Source organism: Acidovorax sp. ACV01 (assembly GCF_014851495.1).
GTDB classification, from domain to species: Bacteria; Pseudomonadota; Gammaproteobacteria; order Burkholderiales; family Burkholderiaceae_C; genus Acidovorax; species Acidovorax radicis.
Map to the genome: position 1 here is coordinate 237,994 of NZ_JACUZT010000001.1, position 16,409 is coordinate 254,402.

A 16,409-nucleotide genomic window follows, 5' to 3' on the forward strand; every position below is an offset into this window, starting at 1 on the left:
CGGGCGCAGCGCGCCAGCCTCGGCGCCATGCCATGGCCTCTGTGAAACATGTTTTTCTAGACCACCGGCATCGTCGGCCACTCCGTCAAACCCAGTGAAAGGACTCTGATGAGCACCTCCCGCGTGAAGAAGCCCACCCAGCTCAGCCTGGCGATCAACGACCTTGACTTCTGTTACCTGCCACCCCGGCTCAGCTTGTCTCCCACACGGCACAACGATCTGGTCTGCACGGTGGACTGCTCGTGGTTCTTTTCCGAAGGTGCCAACCACATGGTGTTTGCGCTGGATTGCACAGGTGGGCAGGGCAGCTACAACCCCCACTGCGGGCCTATCTACCGCCACGGCCAGAACCTGTGGTCCGAGGCCCGGGGTTTCATCATCTTTGCAGATGGCACTGTGATGGCCGAACGATGGAACGGCACGGCCATGCCGGGGCTGGTGACAGTCACCAACACGGCGGGGGTGATCTTCAACCCGGCGGTGCACCCCGTCTTCACGCTCCGTATCCAGGCCGGCTACCGGGTAGGTGGGTTTGCCGACCGGATGTGCATCGCCATCCACCAGGGTATTGCTGCCGATGGTCCCATTCTGTTTGAAGGCGAGGTGACCGGGGCTGGGTGGGGCTGGGGCTGGACGGGGTCGCACAAGGTGGCCATTGCAGGTATTGGCCCGCATTTCGTGACCCCCAATGACACGGGCTGTGTGGAAGAACGTGTGCCCCGCGACGCGCCGAACGCCATCCTGCCGTTTGCCAACTTCAAGCTGCGGCTGATAAATGGCTGAGCGCGTGGCAGAGATTGCGGTGCTTGCCAAGCAGTAAATCCGGTGAATCAACCCACGCCATTAGCCGTTTTAATGGCCTACCAAATTGCTAAGTCTGCATATCAATTTTCGGTGAATGGGGCCGATGCTGGCTAGGATGCGGGGCTTTGCGCCCCAAAATGGTGCGCAAAAGTTCTGCCCCTACCTTTTGGAGACTCTCACCGTGTTTCGTGCTTTCACCCGCCAGCCTTTGCTTTCTTTCCCTGTGTCCCTCGTGCAGCTGGCTGCACTGGGTGTGTGTGCGGCCGCCGCTACCGCTGCGAACGCCCAGGACGTGCAGACTGTCAAGATCGCCCACGCCGGCCCCGTGTCGGGCGGTATTGCCCACATCGGCAAGGACACCGAAAACGGCGTGCGCCTGGCGATTGACGACCTCAATGCCCAGAACCTCGTAATCGGCGGCAAGAAGATCAAGTTTGAAATTGCGGCCGAAGACGACGCCGGAGACCCGCGCCAGGCCACCGCCGTGGCCCAGAAGCTGTGCGACCAGAAGGTGGCGGGTGTGGTGGGTCACCTGCAGTCGGGAACGTCCATCCCGGCGTCCAGCATCTATGCCAAGTGCGACCTGCCGCACATCACCGCATCGGCCTCCAACCCCGACCTGACCAAGCCCGGCCACAAGACCACCTTCCGCCTGATCGCCAACGACAACGCGCTGGGTGCGGCGCTGGCACTGTTTGGTGCCGACCATCAGAAGCTCAAGAGTGTGGCCATCATTGATGACCGCACGGCCTATGGCCAGGGCGTGGCCTCGGTCTTCAAGGCCACGGCGCTGCAAAAGGGGCTCAAGGTGGTGGGCGAGGAGTTCACCAACGACAAGGCCACCGACTTCATGGCCATCCTCACGGCCATCAAGAACAAGAAGCCTGACGCGATCTTCTACGGCGGCCTGGATGCGCAAGCGGGCCCCATGCTGCGCCAGATGGAGCAGCTCGGCCTGGGCAACGTGAAGTTCTTTGGCGGCGACGCGCTGTGCACCGAGAAGCTGCCCGAGCTGTCGGGCAAGACCCCCGCGCTGAAGAATGTGACCTGTGCCACGGGTGGTGCTTCGGTCGACAAGATGCAGGGCGGCGCCGACTGGAAGAAGCGCTACGGCGCCAAGTTCCCCGGCCAGTTCCAGATCTACAGCCCCTATGCCTACGACGCTGCCATGGTGCTGGCCGACGCCATGAAGCGCGCCAACTCGGTGGACCCCAAGGTATTTGCGCCCTTCATCGCCAAGACCGAATACAAGGGCGTGACGGCGAACATCGCGTTCACGGCCAAGGGTGAGCTGACCACGCCCGCCGTGACCTTGTACACCTTCAAGGACGGCAGCCGCGTGGCGCTGAACTGAAGCTGAAATCAGACCGGCAGCGTTCGCGCTGTGCTGGACGGCCGCCTCGAGCGGCCGTTTTTGCGTCTTGGATTTGCCTTTACAGTCAGGCGCGTAGCAAACGGGCAGGCCGTGCCCGGCAAAGGAGTGAAAACATGCGCGCAGTGTTTGGGTTGGTGGGGTTGGTGGTGGCGCTGGCCGTGGTGGGCGTGGTGGTCAAAAAGCAGATGTCTGCGATGCGTAAGCCCGTGCCAACACTGCAGACCACCACTCCCGCCTCGGCGCCTGTGGGCGCGAGCTCGGACACCGTGCGTGACCAGAGCCAGCAGATCCAGCAGCAGGTCAAGCAACAAGTAGAAGGCCTGATGCAGCAGGCCCGGCCCATGCCAGACGAAGAAAAATGAGAAAAATTGACCGCCAGCGCTTATCTACCAAGCGCTGATAGCTATTATTTGAGTAGCAATGCCCCTTGACCAAGATTCGCACTGGATGCGCCTGGCCCTGGCCGAGGCGCAAGACGCCGCAAGCGCCGGTGAGGTGCCCGTGGGCGCTATCGTGGTCAAGGACGGCCAGGTCATTGCGACGGGCCGCAACGCCCCCGTGGAAGGCCACGACCCCACGGCCCATGCCGAGATCGTGGCCCTGCGCGCGGCGGCGCAGCGGTTGGGTAACTACCGGCTCGACGGCTGCAGCCTCTACGTCACGCTGGAACCCTGTGCCATGTGCAGCGGCGCCATGCTGCATGCGCGGCTGGCACGGGTGGTGTATGGCGCAGCAGACCCCAAGACGGGCGCGGCGGGCTCGGTGCTCAACCTGTTTGGCCACGCCGAGCTGAACCACCAGACCCAGGTGCAGAGCGGGGTGCTGGCCGAAGAATGCGGTGGTCTGCTCAGCGGCTTTTTCCGCCACCGCCGCCATCAACAGCGCACCGAGGCCCTGGCCCGCCATCCGTTGCGCGACGACGCGCTGCGCACGCCCGATGCGGCGTTTGCCGGCTTGCCCGGCTACCCCTGGGCCGCCCACTACGTCAGCGACCTGCCCAGCCTGGCGGGCCTGCGTTTGCACACCCTGGACGAAGGCCCTGCCGATGCCCCCCGCACCTGGCTGTGCCTGCATGGCAACCCGGCCTGGAGCTACCTGTACCGGCGCATGCTACCCACCTTTCTGGCTGCGGGCGACCGCGTGGTGGCGCCCGACCTGATCGGCTTTGGCAAAAGCGACAAGCCCAAGAAGGAGGGCTTGCACCAATTCGAGTGGCACCGGCAGATCCTGCTGGAACTGATCGAGCGGCTGGACCTGCGTAAGGTGGTGCTGGTGGTGCAAGACTGGGGCGGCATCCTGGGGCTGACGCTGCCCATGGTCATGCCAGATCGTTTTGACGGCCTGCTGGTCATGAACACCCTGCTGGCCACGGGCGACGCGCCACTGCCAGCCGGGTTTGTCGACTGGCGTGCGATGTGCCGCGACAAGCCGCTGTATGGGGTAGGGCGCCTGCTGGCGCGTGGCAACCCGCATCTGACGCCCGAGGAGTGCGCGGCCTACGATGCGCCGTTCCCGGACAAAGGCTACCGCGCTGCGCTGCGGGCCTTTCCCGAACGCGTGCCCGCCGCCGTCGATGACCCTGGCGCCGCCCTATCGCGCGCGGCCCGCGATTTCTGGCAGCACCACTGGCAGGGCCGCAGCCTGATGGTGGTGGGCGCGCAAGACCCGGTGCTAGGCCCGCCGACCATGCGCGCGCTGCAGCAGTGCATCCACGGCTGCCCCGAGCCTGTCGTACTGCCCCGCGCCGGCCACTTTGTGCAGGAGCATGGCGAGGCGATCGCCACGCAGGCTGTGGAATACTTCGCGCACTGACATCCGGCCTGGTGCTTGCGCATCCAGCGTCGGTCATCCCCCTGTTTACGGAGCAGGCCCCCGGTGGGCCTGAGCGCTTTGCACGACCACCATCACGACCATTCCCAGTGCGACCACGACCACGGTCCCAAACACATCTATATCTATTCGCCTTCCAGCGCCGTGCGCGACAAGGCGGCCTTCAAGCGCGGCATTGCCCGGCTCAAGGCCCTGGGCCACGAGGTGGAGGTGGATGAGGATGCACTGGCCACCCACACCCGCTTTGCGGGCGACGACGCCACCCGCCTTGCCGCCATTCACCGTGCTGCGGCCAGCGGCGCCGATGTGGCGCTGATCTCGCGGGGAGGCTACGGCCTGTCGCGCATCCTGCCGGGCATCCGCTACAAGGTGGTGGCCAAGGCCATCGAAAAGGGCATGCACTTTGTGGGCGTGAGCGACTTCACCGCCTTTCAGCTCGCCATGTTGGCCAAAACGGGTGCCACCACCTGGGCGGGGCCATCGCTGGGGGCCGATTTTGGGGTGGAGGGTGAGCCTGATGACATCATGGAGGCTTGCTTTGACGACCTGTTGACTGGCCACGGCGAAGGCACGGGCTGGCGCATGAACAAGGAGCAGCCCAACGCGGCCTCGGGTAAGCCGGCCGTGCCCAATGTGTATGTGAAAAGCGCCACGCTGTGGGGTGGCAACCTGGCGGTGCTGGCATCGCTGGTGGGCACGCCGTACCTGCCGCAGATCAAGGGCGGCGTGCTGTTCATGGAAGACGTGCACGAGCACCCTTACCGCATCGAGCGCATGCTGACCCAGCTGCTGCATGCGGGCGTTCTGGCCCAGCAGAAAGCCATCGTGCTGGGGCAATTCACCAACTTCAAGCTGGCACCGCATGACAAGGGCTACAAGCTGCAGTCGGTGGTGGACTGGCTGCGTACCCAGATCAAGGCGCCGGTGCTGACCAACCTGCCGTTCGGGCATGTTGAAACGAAGGTGCTGTTGCCCGTGGGCGCGACGGTGTCGCTGTCGGTGGAAGAGCGCGATGCGCTGATCTACTGGGGGCACCAGCACTGACGCGGTGAGGCCTTCACCCACTGACACCGCCACGACGGCGGTTCGCCACGCGCGCGTGGTGCGCGTCAGGAGGGGGTGTGAGGGGCGGCCTGCGCCGGGCGCAGTGCGCGTGGGAGCTGGCCCTGGAACAGCTGGGTGACCTGATCGATCACGCCCCGGGCACCGTGCTCACCCTGCAGCGGCACCAGTGTGCTGAAAAGGTCGGTGCGCAGGTACCACAGCGCCTCGATGTCGCCGGCATAACGCAGCCGCATGTTCATGCGCGCCACCTCGCAACCGGTCAGGCCAGCCAGGCTTTGCAGCATGGCCCGCCGAACATTCTCCAAACCCTGATCGCGCACCCATGCCGTGGACGACGGCTTGTCACGGCCCAGCAGGTCGTGAAGGTTGTTGCGAAGATTGGGCTTGTTCCAGCGCATGGAGGAAGGCAATGTGTTTTTTGTAACAGGGTCGGCCAAAGTAAGCGGGAGCGATGCGCAGCGCAAGGGGCGTGCTCCTGTTTTTGCATAAAGACAACAGGTCACCTCTGTTTGTTGCGAAATTTTACGTGTTGGTGGGTTTTTCGAGAGCGTGGGCGGACCCGCCCCAGAGGGACGCTGACAGGCCCTTGGTCGGGTAGTGAGGGGCGCGCGCATCGCACCATTGAAGCCTCGCCGGGCGGTGGCAACGATTCTTGACGCTTTGAAGAGTGCGCAGCCAAGGCGCTTGCACTAAACTGATTCACATGATGTTACCAACGGGCCCGCGTTCATGAGTGTGTTGTCGACGATGGTCTTTGCGGACATTTCGGGCAGCACGGCCTTGTATGAAGCGCTGGGCAACGAGCGTGCCACCGAGGCGGTGACGCAGGTCACGCAGTGGATTGGCGAGACCGTCGAGGCACATGGCGGCCGGGTGGTCAAGAAGCTCGGGGACGGGGTGCTGGGCGTTTTTGGCGATGCCTCCAGCGCGGTGTCTGCCATGGCGGCCATGCTGCGCCAGCACAAGGCTCGGCAGGACCGCTGGCCCCAGCCCTTGCGCATGGACGTGCGCGTGGGCGTGGCCAGCGGCGAAGTGGTGGATGTGGACGGCGATTGTTATGGCGATGCGGTCAACGTCGCCTCCCGTTTGTGCGAACGGGCCGGGCCCGCCGAAATCTGGGCCACCGAAACCACCGTGCTGCTCGCTGGCACTGCGGCGGACGTCTGGTACCGCAAGCTCGGCATGATGGACATTCGTGGCAAGGCCGAACTGCTGATGCTCTACCACGTCGAATGGCGTGAGGACGAAGCGCCCGATTCCCTCACCATGCAGGCGGCACTGGTCAGCAGCTTTGCACCGGCAGACTCCATCCTGGGGCAGATCCAGTTCTCCTGGCATGGGGTGGACTGCACCTTCACCTCATCGGACGCACCGGTCATGGTGGGGCGGGCCCAGCACGCCCAGCTGTGCATCAACGACCCACGCGTGTCGCGCCTGCATGCGCGCATCGACTGGCGCAACAGCGGATTCGTGCTGACCGACATGAGCAGCTTTGGAACCTGGGTGCGGTTCGAGGGCAGCGACTCGCCAGTGCGCCTTCGGCGCGATGCCTGCATCCTGCATGGCACAGGGCACATTGCGCTGGGCGTCTCGTTCAACGAGCCCAGTGCGCCGGTCATGAGCTTCCATGTGGCGGGCGGCAGTGTGCACCTGAGCTGAAAAGCCCGGAGCCGGCCACTCCTTCTGCACAGCAGTGTGACCGCGGCACGGGCCCCAAGCCTCCATGGACCCGTGTGCACAACATCAACAACAAGGCCAACGGCAGGAGACAAGAAACATGGCATGGATGAAGCGGACAGCCCTCGGGCTGGTGGCAGTGGCGCTGCTGGCGGGGGCGGGCGCGGCGGTGTATGTGCAGCGCAGCTTTGCGCAACTCGATGGCTCCCTGGCCATGGTGGGGCTGGGTGGTCCGGTGCAGGTGCGGCGCGACGGTTCCGATGTGACCCACATCCAGGCGCAGACGCCGCAGGATGCCTGGTTTGCAATGGGCTACGTGCATGCGCAGGAGCGCACCTGGCAACTGGAATTCAACCGCCGGGTTATGCACGGCCAGCTTTCCGAAGTGTTTGGCCCCGCCACCGTCGAGACCGACAAGCTCATGCGCAGCCTGGACATCATGGGTGTGGCCCGGCGGCAATACGCCGGTCTGCCGCTGTATGCCCAAGAGGCCTTGCAGGCCTACAGCAAGGGCATCCATGCCTTCCACCAGAAACGGCCCCAGGCCCTGCCGCCGGAGTTTCTGGTGCTGGGCGCCCAGCCCGGTGGCGCCGCCGGAGCGGTGTGGGAGCCCGAGGACAGCGTGGGCTGGGCACTGATGATGGCGTTGGACCTGGGGGGCAATTGGGGTACCGAGTTCGCGCGCCTGTCGGTGGCACGCACGCTGGACACCGACCGGCTGTGGCAACTGATGCCACCCTATCCGGGGGAGCCGCCCGCTGCGTCCGCAGACCTGGCGGCGCTGTATCGCCAGCTGGGGGTTTATCGCGCATCTGCCGCCGGTGCTGCAGTGGCTGCTGTTGCGCCAGCCACCCGCGAAGGTCCGCTGTCCCGGCAGATCAGCGCGGGCATGCTGGCCTGGGCCGACGAGCTCACCCGCAACGCAGGCACCAATGAAGGCAAGGGCAGCAACAACTGGGTCATTGCCGGCACCCGCACCGTGAGCGGCAAGCCGCTGCTGGCCAACGACCCGCACCTGGGCCTGTCGGCCCCCGCCATCTGGTACTTTGCGAGCCTGCAGGCCCCTGCGGGCAAGGCGTCTGACGGTACACCGATGGGCCCCATCGATGCTGTGGGCGCCACCTTGCCCGGCATGCCCTTTGTGGTACTGGGCCGCACCGACAAGGTCGCCTGGGGCTTTACCAACACCGGCCCCGATGTGCAGGATTTGTACCTGGAGCAGATCAACCCCGCCGATGCCACGCAATACCGCACGCCCGACGGCTGGGCCCCGTTCAACGTGCGCAACGAAACCATCCACGTCAAGGGCGAAGCCGACGTGCAGCTGCAGCTGCGCAGCACGCGCCATGGCCCCGTGCTGAGCGACGTGCAGAAGTCGCACGCCGAGGTGCTGGATTTGGGCAAATACGTGCTGGCGCTGCGCTGGAGCGCGCTGGACGATGACAACCAGACCGTGCTGGCGGGCTTCAAGACCAACCAGTCCAAAAGCGTGGATGAGCTCTTTGCGGGGCTGGCGCACTACCACTCGCCCATGCAGAGCGTGGTGGCTGCGGACGACCAGGGCAACATCCGCTTCAAGGCCGCAGGCCGTGTGCCGCTGCGCGATGCGGCCAACGACATCCGGGGCGTGGCGCCTTCGCCGGGCTGGGATGCGCGCTACGACTGGAAGGGCTGGGTACCGTACGACCAGACCCCGCAGGACGACGGAAGGAAGGGATGGATCGCCACCGCCAACCAGCGCGTGACGGCCCCCGATTACCCGCACTTCCTCACGCAGGACTGGGCCTTGCCCTACCGCTATGAGCGCATTGCGCGCCTCATCGAAGCCACGCCGAAGCACGACGCCGCCAGCATGCAGGCCATCCACCGCGATGTGACCTCACTCGCCACACGTCGCCTGCTGCCGCACCTTCAGCAAGCCCCGTCGTCCCACGCGCTGGCCGCCGCTGCACAAAAGCAGCTGCAAGGCTTTGACGGCCTGATGGACGCTGGCCAAGCCGCACCGCTGATCTTTGTGGCCTGGACGGACGAGCTGGCACGCGGCCTCATCATTCCGCGCATTGGCGAAGACCGGTTCACCGCCACGTATGGCAAGCGCGACTACCGCGCGGCCATCGAAGGCATCCTGGAGCGCAACGACACCTGGTGGTGCCAGCCCACAACGTGTGCCGAGCAATCGGCCGCCGCCCTGGGCCGTGCGCTCGACCGCCTGCAGACTGCCTATGGCGCGGACCCGGCCCAGTGGCGCTGGGGTGCGGCGCACCCAGCGCTCAGCGCGCACCGGCCCTTTGGCAACGTGCCGATGCTGGCGCCTTTCTTTGACGTCAGCGTGCCTTCACACGGCGATGCGTACACTGTGAATGTGGGCCAGTACAACGCGGGCGAAGCCTCTGGCCCGTACGTGAACCGCCACGCCGCTTCACTGCGCGCGGTGTACGACCTGGCCGATCTGGAGCAGTCACGCTTCATTTACCAAACCGGCCAGAGCGGCCTGGTGTTCTCGCCGCGCTACCGCGACATGAGCACCACCTGGGCCGAGACCGGCTATCGCGTGCTGCAGCGCCAACCTGCGCGCTGGGTGCACGCTCTGACGCTGACCCCAGCCACCGCCACCCCGGCGAAATGACGCGGTCTGCAAGGAAGCATCCATGGGTTTTGTACCGTTGATCGAAGTCAACCGCGGTGGCCTGCCCGAGTGCCAGCACTGGGGCGCCATGGCCGTGGTCAATCGCGAAGGCCGGTTGCTGGCCCAGGTGGGTGACCCCTATACCGTCACGTTCACGCGCTCCACCATCAAGGCATTCCAGGCGCTGCCCTTCGTGCAGTCTGGCGGCGCCATGGCACTGGGCTGGAGGCAGCGGGAACTGGCGCTGCTATGCGCCAGCCACAACGGCGAACCCATGCACGTGGCGCAGGTCGAGCGCATGCTGGCCAGCGTGGGCCAGGACTACCACGCGCTGCGCTGTGGCTGCCATCGGCCGCTGTTTGCGGAGCTGGGGCTGGGCGCGCTGCCCGAAGGCTTTGTGCCCGACGAGAGGCACAACAACTGCAGCGGCAAACATGCAGGCTTTGTGGCGTATTGCGTGCAACAGGGGCTGCCGCTCGACGATCACCTCGACCCGGCCCATCCGCTGCAGGTCGCCATCCGCGAACACGTTGCGCAAGCGGTGGGCTTGGCACCTGAACAACTGGCGATGGGCATCGACGGCTGCTCGGCGCCCAACTACGCCATGCCGCTGGTAAGCCTGGCCCGCGGTTATGCGCGCCTAGCGGGCGGCGCGCCGGACACAGACCTGGACGAGAGCCTTACTGCGCTCGCCGATGCCATGGTCGCGCGGCCTGAGCTGGGCTCGGGCACTGGCCGGCACGACCTCGACTTCATGCAGGTGGGGCAGGGCGACTGGGTGTCCAAGACCGGCGCCGACGGCGTGCAGGTGGTGGGCAGCCGCAGCCGGGGCGAGGCCTTTGCGCTCAAGGTCATGGACGGCAGCATGGTGGCGCAGGTGGCCGCTGCCGTGGAGGTGATGGACCAGCTCGGCTGGCTTGACGCCGGGCAGCGCGAGGCGCTGGCGCCGCGCCGGTCGGGCCGCATCGCCAATGCCCGGGGCCTGGAGGTGGGTGGGCGCAGGGCGGTGTTCCGGCTGCAGCCCGCCTGAATCTGGCAGCCTGCCACCGCACCACGGCAGGCTGGATTCGGGAAAATCAAGTAAAAAATGCCTCTGGCGCTTTAAGGATAAGCGCTGGCAGCTATAAAAATAGTAGCGAACGGCTCCGTGTCGGGCAACACGTAGATCACGCCGCGCGCCTGGCCGAACAAAGGTGCGATGAACTGGTTGTAGAACGCCTCGGGTGCGTTCACGCAGCCGTAGCTGATGCGTTTGTCCTGTGCGCCTTTGCTGGCCAGGCGCTGCTGGCGACGCTCGGCCGCATTGACGCTGCGCACCCGGTGCAGCGATACGGCTGCTTCGTAATCGATCCAGATGATGTCATCGCCTTTCAGATTGCGCCCAGGCTCGGTGACGAACCGGCCGGCGGGTGTGGTGCGCTCCTCGGGGCGGATCTGTGACAGCGGCCGCTGACCAATGTCGGGCGCAGACCGGTCGCCCAGTGCTGCGCCCAGCAGCACTGGCGCGCTGCCCATCCACTGCCCCCGCGCGGAAAACACATGGATGCGGGCTTCGGGCTTGTCGATCACTGCAAAGGGCAGGCCCTGGTGGTCCCCGCTGGCCGTGGCCCAGCGCACCAACTGGCGTGCAGTGGCCGAGGCGTCCCTGGGCAATTCCGCAGCGGCCGCAGGCAAGGTCCCCAGCACACCCGCAGTCGCCACGGCGGTCAGGGCAAAACGGCGGTTCATAGTCAAAAGTGGCATGTCATTCATCCAAGCGCCGTACCAGGCCCCCACCTGCCGAAACTGGCGCGCCCCAGGCCAGTGCACCCGTGGATCTGGCTTTGCCAGTCCACCGGGTGCGTCCCCCTCAGGGGGAAGGCGCCGCAGGCGACTCAGGGGGAATTTCAATTTTCGCCCAATAATGCCTGCACCCGCGACTTTTGCGAAGCCTTGCGCTTCGGCCTCCCATGTTTGACCGACTCCGCAGAGCATTCAGCACTTCCGGCAATTCGGGGTCGGCCCCTGGCCGGCCCGTGAGCAACCGGGACGTGGCCCGCTGGGCTGCGAACCAGCAGCTGGCCATCGTGACCCACGCCACCGAGGGGCATTTCGACCTGGGGGGCGACATCCATGGCCACCCGTGGCGGCTGGAGTGTGCGGCCCCCACCCGCGACTATGTGCAGGGTCTGGAGCTGCGCGGGCGTGCCGATGTGGGGGCCGACCCCGATGCCGCAGTGATGGTGATCAACCGTCCTTTGCAGGAAATTCTTGAAGGTACGGCCTACACCGCCATCACCGACACGCTGCAGACCGCCGTGAGCAGCAGCCTGCCCGAGGAAATGCGCTGGCTTTCCATGTACGAGGAAATGGCCTGGCCGGGCCTGCCAGCGTCCTTCCGCGAGCATTTCACGGTGGTGGCAGAGCGCATTGAGCTGGCCCAGCGCTGGATCCATGCGCCCGTGGTTTCGCAGCTGCTCAATGCCGTGGAGGGCGAAGGGGGTACCGAACGGGCGCGGTCGCCTCTGGTGTTGATGCTGGCGCGTGGCAAGGTTTACCTGCGCATGGAGCACACGCAGCGCAGCCTGGCCGAGATTGCGCATGCCAAGCAGTTGCTGCTGGTGGCAGGGCAGGCCGCCTTGCAGAACCTGCCGCCCATGTCGGTGGCAGGGCCGGACGATGTGCCGAACATTACCCGGTAGCGTTGCAGCCAGCGCTTGCCCCAGAGAAAACGCACAACGGGGCCAGGGGCCCCGTTGTGCGTGCTGCAGTATGTTCCCGCAGGTTATGAAACTGGCACGCCCAAGGCCAGTGCACCCGTGGAACTGGCTTGGCCAGGCCACCGGGTGCGTCCTCCTCCCGCGCGTAGTGCGAGAGAGCAGGAGGGGAAAGGTCCAAAGGGCCTCAGGGGGAGCCTGAGGTCACCCACCGCGCGTCACGGGCACGCTTGCATCGCGGCCATAGGTGCCGTACTTGCCCAGCTCCCACTTGGCGATCGCGTTGCGGTGCACCTCGTCCGGGCCGTCTGCAAAGCGCAGCGTGCGTGCACCAGCGTAGGCATAGGCGAGCGGGAAGTCGTCGCTCATGCCGCCGCCGCCGTGCACCTGCATGGCCCAGTCGATCACCTGGCAGGCCATGCTCGGGGCCACGACCTTGATCATCGCAATCTCTGTCTTGGCGACCTTGTTGCCAGCCACATCCATCAGCCAGGCGGCCTTGAGCGTGAGCAGGCGCGCCATGTCGATCTTGCAGCGGGCCTCGGCAATGCGCTCCTGCGTGACGGTCTGCTGGGCCACGGTCTTGCCAAAGGCGGTGCGCGAGGATGCGCGCTTGCACATCAGCTCCAACGCGCGTTCGGCCAGGCCGATCAGGCGCATGCAGTGGTGGATGCGCCCAGGGCCAAGGCGCCCTTGCGCGATCTCGAAGCCGCGGCCTTCGCCCAGCAGGATGTTGGAGACGGGCACGCGCACGTTCTCGAAAGTCATCTCGACGTGGCCGTGGGGGGCGTCGTCATAACCAAACACGTTCAGCGGGCGGATGATGGTGATGCCCTTGGCGTCGGCGGGCACCAACACCATGCTTTGCTGCGAGTGGCGGGGTGCGTCGGGGTCGGTCTTGCCCATGGTGATGAACACGGCGCAGCGCGGGTCGGCCGCGCCGGATATCCACCACTTGCGGCCGTTGATCACGTACTCGTCGCCATCGCGGTCGATGCGCGTCTCGATGTTGGTCGCGTCGCTCGATGCCACGTCGGGCTCGGTCATCGCAAAAGCCGAGCGGATCTTGCCTTCGAGCAGCGGCTTGAGCCAGCGGGCCTTGTTGGCCTCGTCGCCGTAGCGGGCGATGGTCTCCATGTTGCCGGTGTCGGGCGCGGAGCAGTTGAATACCTCGCTCGCCCATGGCACGCGGCCCATGATCTCGGCCAGGGGCGCGTATTCCTGATTGGTCAGGCCTGCACCGTCGTAGCCCGAGGCTGCGGCGCTGTCCACCGGCAGGAACAGGTTCCACAAGCCCGCAGCCTGGGCCTTGGGCTTGAGGTTTTCAATGGTGTCCAGGGCTGTCCAGCGCTTGCCAGCCGCCGTGTGGGCTGCCAGTTCGGCCTTGTAGTCAGCCTCGGCCGGGTAGATGTGGTCGTCCATGAACTGGAGCAGCTTGGCCTGCAGTTCCTTGGTCTTGGGGGAGTAATCAAAGTCCATGGGGGTCTCCGTCTAAAAATCTGTGGATCGGTGCAGTGCGCGCGGTGCCGGTCATCGACGCTGTGCAAACGACCAGGCCAGCTCGGCCATGGGCCGTGCAGTGTCGCCCGAGGCCTTGGCCTGCGCGCTGGAGGCCGTGCCAGCCTCCACCCGCTTGGCAATGCCTTGCAGGATGGCCGCGATGCGGAACATGTTGTAGGCCATGTAGAAGTTCCAGTCGGCGGCGAGCGCCTTGGGGGTGGTGATGCCGGTGCGCTCGCAGTACAGGCGGATATAGCTTTCCTCGCTCGGGATACCCAGGGCTGGCAGGTCCTGCCCCGCAATGCCACGGCCCATGGCGGCCGGGATGTGCCAGCTCATGCAGTGGTAGCTGAAGTCCGCCAGCGGATGGCCCAGGGTGGACAGTTCCCAGTCGAGCACAGCGATCACGCGGGGCTCGGTGGGGTGGAACATGAGGTTGTCGAGCCGGTAGTCGCCATGCACGATGGAGACGTGGCCCTCGTCGCGCGCGCTGGCGGGCATGTTGGCGGGCAACCACTCCATGAGGCGGTCCATCTCTTCGATGGGCTGCGTGATCGAGGCCACGTATTGCTTGCTCCAGCGGCCGATCTGGCGGTCAAAGTAGTTGCCGGGCTTGCCATAGCTGGCCAGGCCCCGGTCTGCAAACTTCACGGTGTGCAACGCGGCAATCACGCGGTTCATCTCGTTGTAGATGTCGCCGCGCTCGGCTGGCGTCATGCCAGGCAATGATTGGTCCCACAGCACGCGGCCCTGCATGCACTCCATCACGTAGAAGGCGCGGCCGATCACCGACTCGTCTTCGCACAGCACAAACATGCGGGGCACGGGCACGTCGGTGCCATACAGGCCGCTCATCACCGCGAACTCGCGCTCGATGGCGTGGGCCGATGGCAGCAGCTTGGCCACGGGGCCGGGCTTGGCCCGCATCACATAGCTGGCGCCGGGGGTGATGAGCTTGTAGGTGGGGTTGGACTGCCCACCTTTGAACATTTCCACGGTCAGAGGGCCTGCAAAGCCTTCCATGTTCCGTGCAAGCCATGCGGTCAACGCTTCGATGTCAAAGGCGTGCTGATCCGAAACAGGACGGGTGCCGACGAAATGGTCAAAGTTGCTCATGGAGGAATGGGGTGGGTTCGGTCAGTCAGTTGTCGGTTTCAGCAATCCGCATCAGGGCTTCGCGGTCACGCACCACCAGGCCGCCCGGCTCGATGCGGATGGCGTCCTCGCGCTCCATGGCCTTGAGTTCCTGGTTCACGCGTTGGCGCGATGCGCCCAGCAGTTGCGCCAGTTCTTCCTGAGCCAGTTGCAGTCCGATGCGCATCTCGCTGCCGTCCGACAAGCTGGGCACGCCGTAGCTGCGCACCAAGTGCACCAATTGCTTGGCCAGGCGCGAGCGCAAGGGCAGGGTGTTGAGGTCTTCCACCAGCCCGAACAGCTGGCGAATGCGCCGCGCATGCAGTCGCAGCATGGCTTCGTACAGCTCGGTGTGCACCGCCAGGATCTTGCGGAAATCGGCCTTGGCCACACACAGGATCGTGGTGTCGCCATGCGCGTAGGCATCGTGCGTGCGCCGGTCCCCGTCGAAGATCGCCACGTCGCCGAACCAGATGCCCGGCTCCACGTACGTCAGCGTGATCTGCTTGCCCGAGATGGAGGTCGAGCTCACCCGCACCGCACCACGCGCGCACGCAATCCACTCTTCGGGCGGATCTCCGCGTGCGGCGATGAGGCCGCCGTCCTTGAAGCGTTTGACGTATGCACATCGGAGGATGTCGTGGCGTAGAGAAGGTGAAAGAGATGAAAACCAGCGACCTGAGTTGATCGCTTCACGTTCTTCGATAGTAAGAATCGGGTCGTCCATGGCCTGTCTTTTGGGTGACTAGAAACAGACCCATTGTCGCGTCAGGGACCTTCGTGCTGCGTCAGGGTTGTCACCTGCGTGTCTGCCCTGTTGGCCCCAAAGAAAACCCCCGGGCGCTGGGGGCAGCGGACCGGGGGTGAGGGTGTTTTGCGGTAGGTACTCTCTCTGGGCACCCCGGTGCAGTGCTACTCGTAGCGGGGCACGCGTTTTTCGAGGAAGGCCGATATGCCTGCGCCGCCGTTCGCATGGTGCAGGTTCTTCACGAAGTGGTCGCGCTCATGGGCCAGGTGGTGTGTGAGCTGGGCATGGGGTGCCTCGTTCAGCAGCTCCTTGATGCTCGCGAGGGCATTGGGCGCGCGCGCATTGAGCTGCTCGGCCAGCGCAAGGGCTGTCTCCAGTGCGCTGCCGGTTTCTGCAATGCGGTTGACCACACCGAGACCGTGCAGGCGTTCTGCGCCGATGCGGTCACCACACATGAGGATCTCCGTCGCCACCTGGCGGGGCAGGGCTTGCGACAGGCTCCAGCTGGCGCCACCATCGGGTGACAGGGCCACGTTGCTGTAGGCCATCACAAACACGGCATTGCGCGCCGCCACGATCAAATCGCAGGCCAGCGCCAGCGAAAAGCCCGCGCCGGCCGCCGCCCCTTCCACAGCCGCAATCACGGGCTTGGGGTAGGTGCGGATGGTCTCGATCCAGTTGTGCAGGCCTTCGATGCTCTGTGCCTGCACCTCCGGGGCTTCCTGGCGGTTAGCCAGCAGACGCTGCAGATTGCCGCCCGAGCAGAACATGCCATCGGCGCCCGTGATGACCACGCTGCGGATGTCGGGACTGCTTTCGGCCACACCCAGCGCCTCCACGCCCGCTGCGTACATCACAGGGTCGATGGCGTTGCGCCGCTCGGGGTTGCGAAGGGTCAGGATCAGGGTCTGGCCCTGGCTGGTGCTCTGGAGTTCTGCGGGCATGGTGGCCTTG

The 16,409-nt window shown here is 65.5% G+C and carries 15 protein-coding genes; 9 read left to right on the forward strand and 6 right to left on the reverse strand.

What is annotated here, in order from left to right; genetic code table 11:
- Positions 1-108 precede the first annotated feature (108 nt).
- The 5 genes from IB243_RS01150 (at position 109) to IB243_RS01170 (ending at position 5,053) form a co-directional block, all read left to right on the forward strand.
- Positions 109-783 carry a hypothetical protein gene (locus tag IB243_RS01150; protein WP_010461202.1) on the forward strand — a complete coding sequence of 225 codons (675 nt, stop codon included), beginning with the start codon at positions 109-111 and terminating at the stop codon, positions 781-783.
- A 244-nt stretch (positions 784-1,027) separates the two neighbouring features.
- Positions 1,028-2,158, forward strand: coding sequence for a branched-chain amino acid ABC transporter substrate-binding protein (locus IB243_RS01155; protein WP_192425313.1), 1,131 nt, complete (start codon positions 1,028-1,030; stop codon positions 2,156-2,158).
- A 134-nt stretch (positions 2,159-2,292) separates the two neighbouring features.
- The gene (locus tag IB243_RS01160; protein WP_192424428.1) at positions 2,293-2,541 is read left to right on the forward strand and encodes a hypothetical protein; all 249 of its coding nucleotides are present in this window, start codon (positions 2,293-2,295) and stop codon (positions 2,539-2,541) included.
- A 58-nt stretch (positions 2,542-2,599) separates the two neighbouring features.
- A complete protein-coding gene (gene tadA, locus IB243_RS01165) occupies positions 2,600-3,991 on the forward strand; it encodes a tRNA adenosine(34) deaminase TadA (protein WP_192424430.1) in 1,392 nt (463 codons plus the stop codon).
- A 78-nt stretch (positions 3,992-4,069) separates the two neighbouring features.
- Complete coding sequence (locus tag IB243_RS01170; protein ID WP_192424432.1) at positions 4,070-5,053, forward strand: LD-carboxypeptidase; 984 nt, start codon at positions 4,070-4,072, stop codon at positions 5,051-5,053.
- Positions 5,054-5,118: 65 nt separating this feature from the next.
- Here the strand turns inward: IB243_RS01170 and IB243_RS01175 are convergent, their stop codons facing one another.
- Positions 5,119-5,472 (reverse strand): hypothetical protein, encoded by a 354-nt coding sequence (locus IB243_RS01175; protein WP_192424434.1) that lies wholly within the window; start codon positions 5,470-5,472, stop codon positions 5,119-5,121.
- 331 nt (positions 5,473-5,803) lie between these two features.
- On the opposite strand from IB243_RS01175, the gene IB243_RS01180 reads away from it, so the two are divergent.
- The 3 genes from IB243_RS01180 to IB243_RS01190 all read left to right on the forward strand — a co-directional run bounded on the left by IB243_RS01180 (position 5,804) and on the right by IB243_RS01190 (position 10,407).
- Positions 5,804-6,733, forward strand: a complete 930-nt coding sequence (locus IB243_RS01180) for an adenylate/guanylate cyclase domain-containing protein (protein WP_225584654.1) — start codon at positions 5,804-5,806, stop codon at positions 6,731-6,733.
- A gap of 118 nt (positions 6,734-6,851) precedes the next feature.
- Positions 6,852-9,377 (forward strand): penicillin acylase family protein, encoded by a 2,526-nt coding sequence (locus tag IB243_RS01185; RefSeq protein WP_192424436.1) that lies wholly within the window; start codon positions 6,852-6,854, stop codon positions 9,375-9,377.
- A 22-nt stretch (positions 9,378-9,399) separates the two neighbouring features.
- Entirely contained in the window at positions 9,400-10,407 is a 1,008-nt protein-coding gene (locus IB243_RS01190) for an asparaginase (RefSeq protein WP_192424438.1), read from the forward strand.
- Between the two features lie 71 nt (positions 10,408-10,478).
- Here the strand turns inward: IB243_RS01190 and IB243_RS01195 are convergent, their stop codons facing one another.
- Positions 10,479-11,105, reverse strand: coding sequence for a hypothetical protein (locus tag IB243_RS01195; RefSeq protein ID WP_192425316.1), 627 nt, complete (start codon positions 11,103-11,105; stop codon positions 10,479-10,481).
- Between the two features lie 287 nt (positions 11,106-11,392).
- Between IB243_RS01195 and IB243_RS01200 the strand changes: the two genes are divergently transcribed.
- On the forward strand, positions 11,393-12,058 hold the full coding sequence (locus tag IB243_RS01200; RefSeq protein WP_370540289.1) for a hypothetical protein: 666 nt from the start codon (positions 11,393-11,395) through the stop codon (positions 12,056-12,058).
- A gap of 219 nt (positions 12,059-12,277) precedes the next feature.
- Here the strand turns inward: IB243_RS01200 and IB243_RS01205 are convergent, their stop codons facing one another.
- The 4 genes from IB243_RS01205 to IB243_RS01220 form a co-directional block, all read right to left on the reverse strand.
- A complete protein-coding gene (locus tag IB243_RS01205; protein WP_192424442.1) occupies positions 12,278-13,552 on the reverse strand; it encodes an acyl-CoA dehydrogenase family protein in 1,275 nt (424 codons plus the stop codon).
- A 51-nt stretch (positions 13,553-13,603) separates the two neighbouring features.
- Positions 13,604-14,689 (reverse strand): phosphotransferase, encoded by a 1,086-nt coding sequence (locus IB243_RS01210; RefSeq protein WP_192424444.1) that lies wholly within the window; start codon positions 14,687-14,689, stop codon positions 13,604-13,606.
- Positions 14,690-14,714: 25 nt separating this feature from the next.
- Positions 14,715-15,434 carry a Crp/Fnr family transcriptional regulator gene (locus IB243_RS01215; RefSeq protein ID WP_010461226.1) on the reverse strand — a complete coding sequence of 240 codons (720 nt, stop codon included), beginning with the start codon at positions 15,432-15,434 and terminating at the stop codon, positions 14,715-14,717.
- Between the two features lie 185 nt (positions 15,435-15,619).
- Positions 15,620-16,399, reverse strand: coding sequence for an oxepin-CoA hydrolase, alternative type (locus IB243_RS01220; protein WP_192424446.1), 780 nt, complete (start codon positions 16,397-16,399; stop codon positions 15,620-15,622).
- Positions 16,400-16,409 lie beyond the last annotated feature (10 nt).

What these genes read in the sequence shown, in the direction of transcription:
- IB243_RS01180 (WP_225584654.1), top strand. Translation starts at nt 5,804, where the DNA reads ATGAGTGTGTTGTCGACGATGGTCTTTGCGGACATTTCGGGCAGCACG.
- IB243_RS01220 (WP_192424446.1), bottom strand. Translation starts at nt 16,399, where the DNA reads ATGCCCGCAGAACTCCAGAGCACCAGCCAGGGCCAGACCCTGATCCTG.
- IB243_RS01195 (WP_192425316.1), bottom strand. Translation starts at nt 11,105, where the DNA reads ATGAACCGCCGTTTTGCCCTGACCGCCGTGGCGACTGCGGGTGTGCTG.
- IB243_RS01160 (WP_192424428.1), top strand. Translation starts at nt 2,293, where the DNA reads ATGCGCGCAGTGTTTGGGTTGGTGGGGTTGGTGGTGGCGCTGGCCGTG.
- IB243_RS01215 (WP_010461226.1), bottom strand. Translation starts at nt 15,434, where the DNA reads ATGGACGACCCGATTCTTACTATCGAAGAACGTGAAGCGATCAACTCA.
- IB243_RS01190 (WP_192424438.1), top strand. Translation starts at nt 9,400, where the DNA reads ATGGGTTTTGTACCGTTGATCGAAGTCAACCGCGGTGGCCTGCCCGAG.
- IB243_RS01185 (WP_192424436.1), top strand. Translation starts at nt 6,852, where the DNA reads ATGGCATGGATGAAGCGGACAGCCCTCGGGCTGGTGGCAGTGGCGCTG.
- IB243_RS01175 (WP_192424434.1), bottom strand. Translation starts at nt 5,472, where the DNA reads ATGCGCTGGAACAAGCCCAATCTTCGCAACAACCTTCACGACCTGCTG.
- IB243_RS01210 (WP_192424444.1), bottom strand. Translation starts at nt 14,689, where the DNA reads ATGAGCAACTTTGACCATTTCGTCGGCACCCGTCCTGTTTCGGATCAG.
- IB243_RS01150 (WP_010461202.1), top strand. Translation starts at nt 109, where the DNA reads ATGAGCACCTCCCGCGTGAAGAAGCCCACCCAGCTCAGCCTGGCGATC.
- IB243_RS01205 (WP_192424442.1), bottom strand. Translation starts at nt 13,552, where the DNA reads ATGGACTTTGATTACTCCCCCAAGACCAAGGAACTGCAGGCCAAGCTG.
- tadA (WP_192424430.1), top strand. Translation starts at nt 2,600, where the DNA reads ATGCCCCTTGACCAAGATTCGCACTGGATGCGCCTGGCCCTGGCCGAG.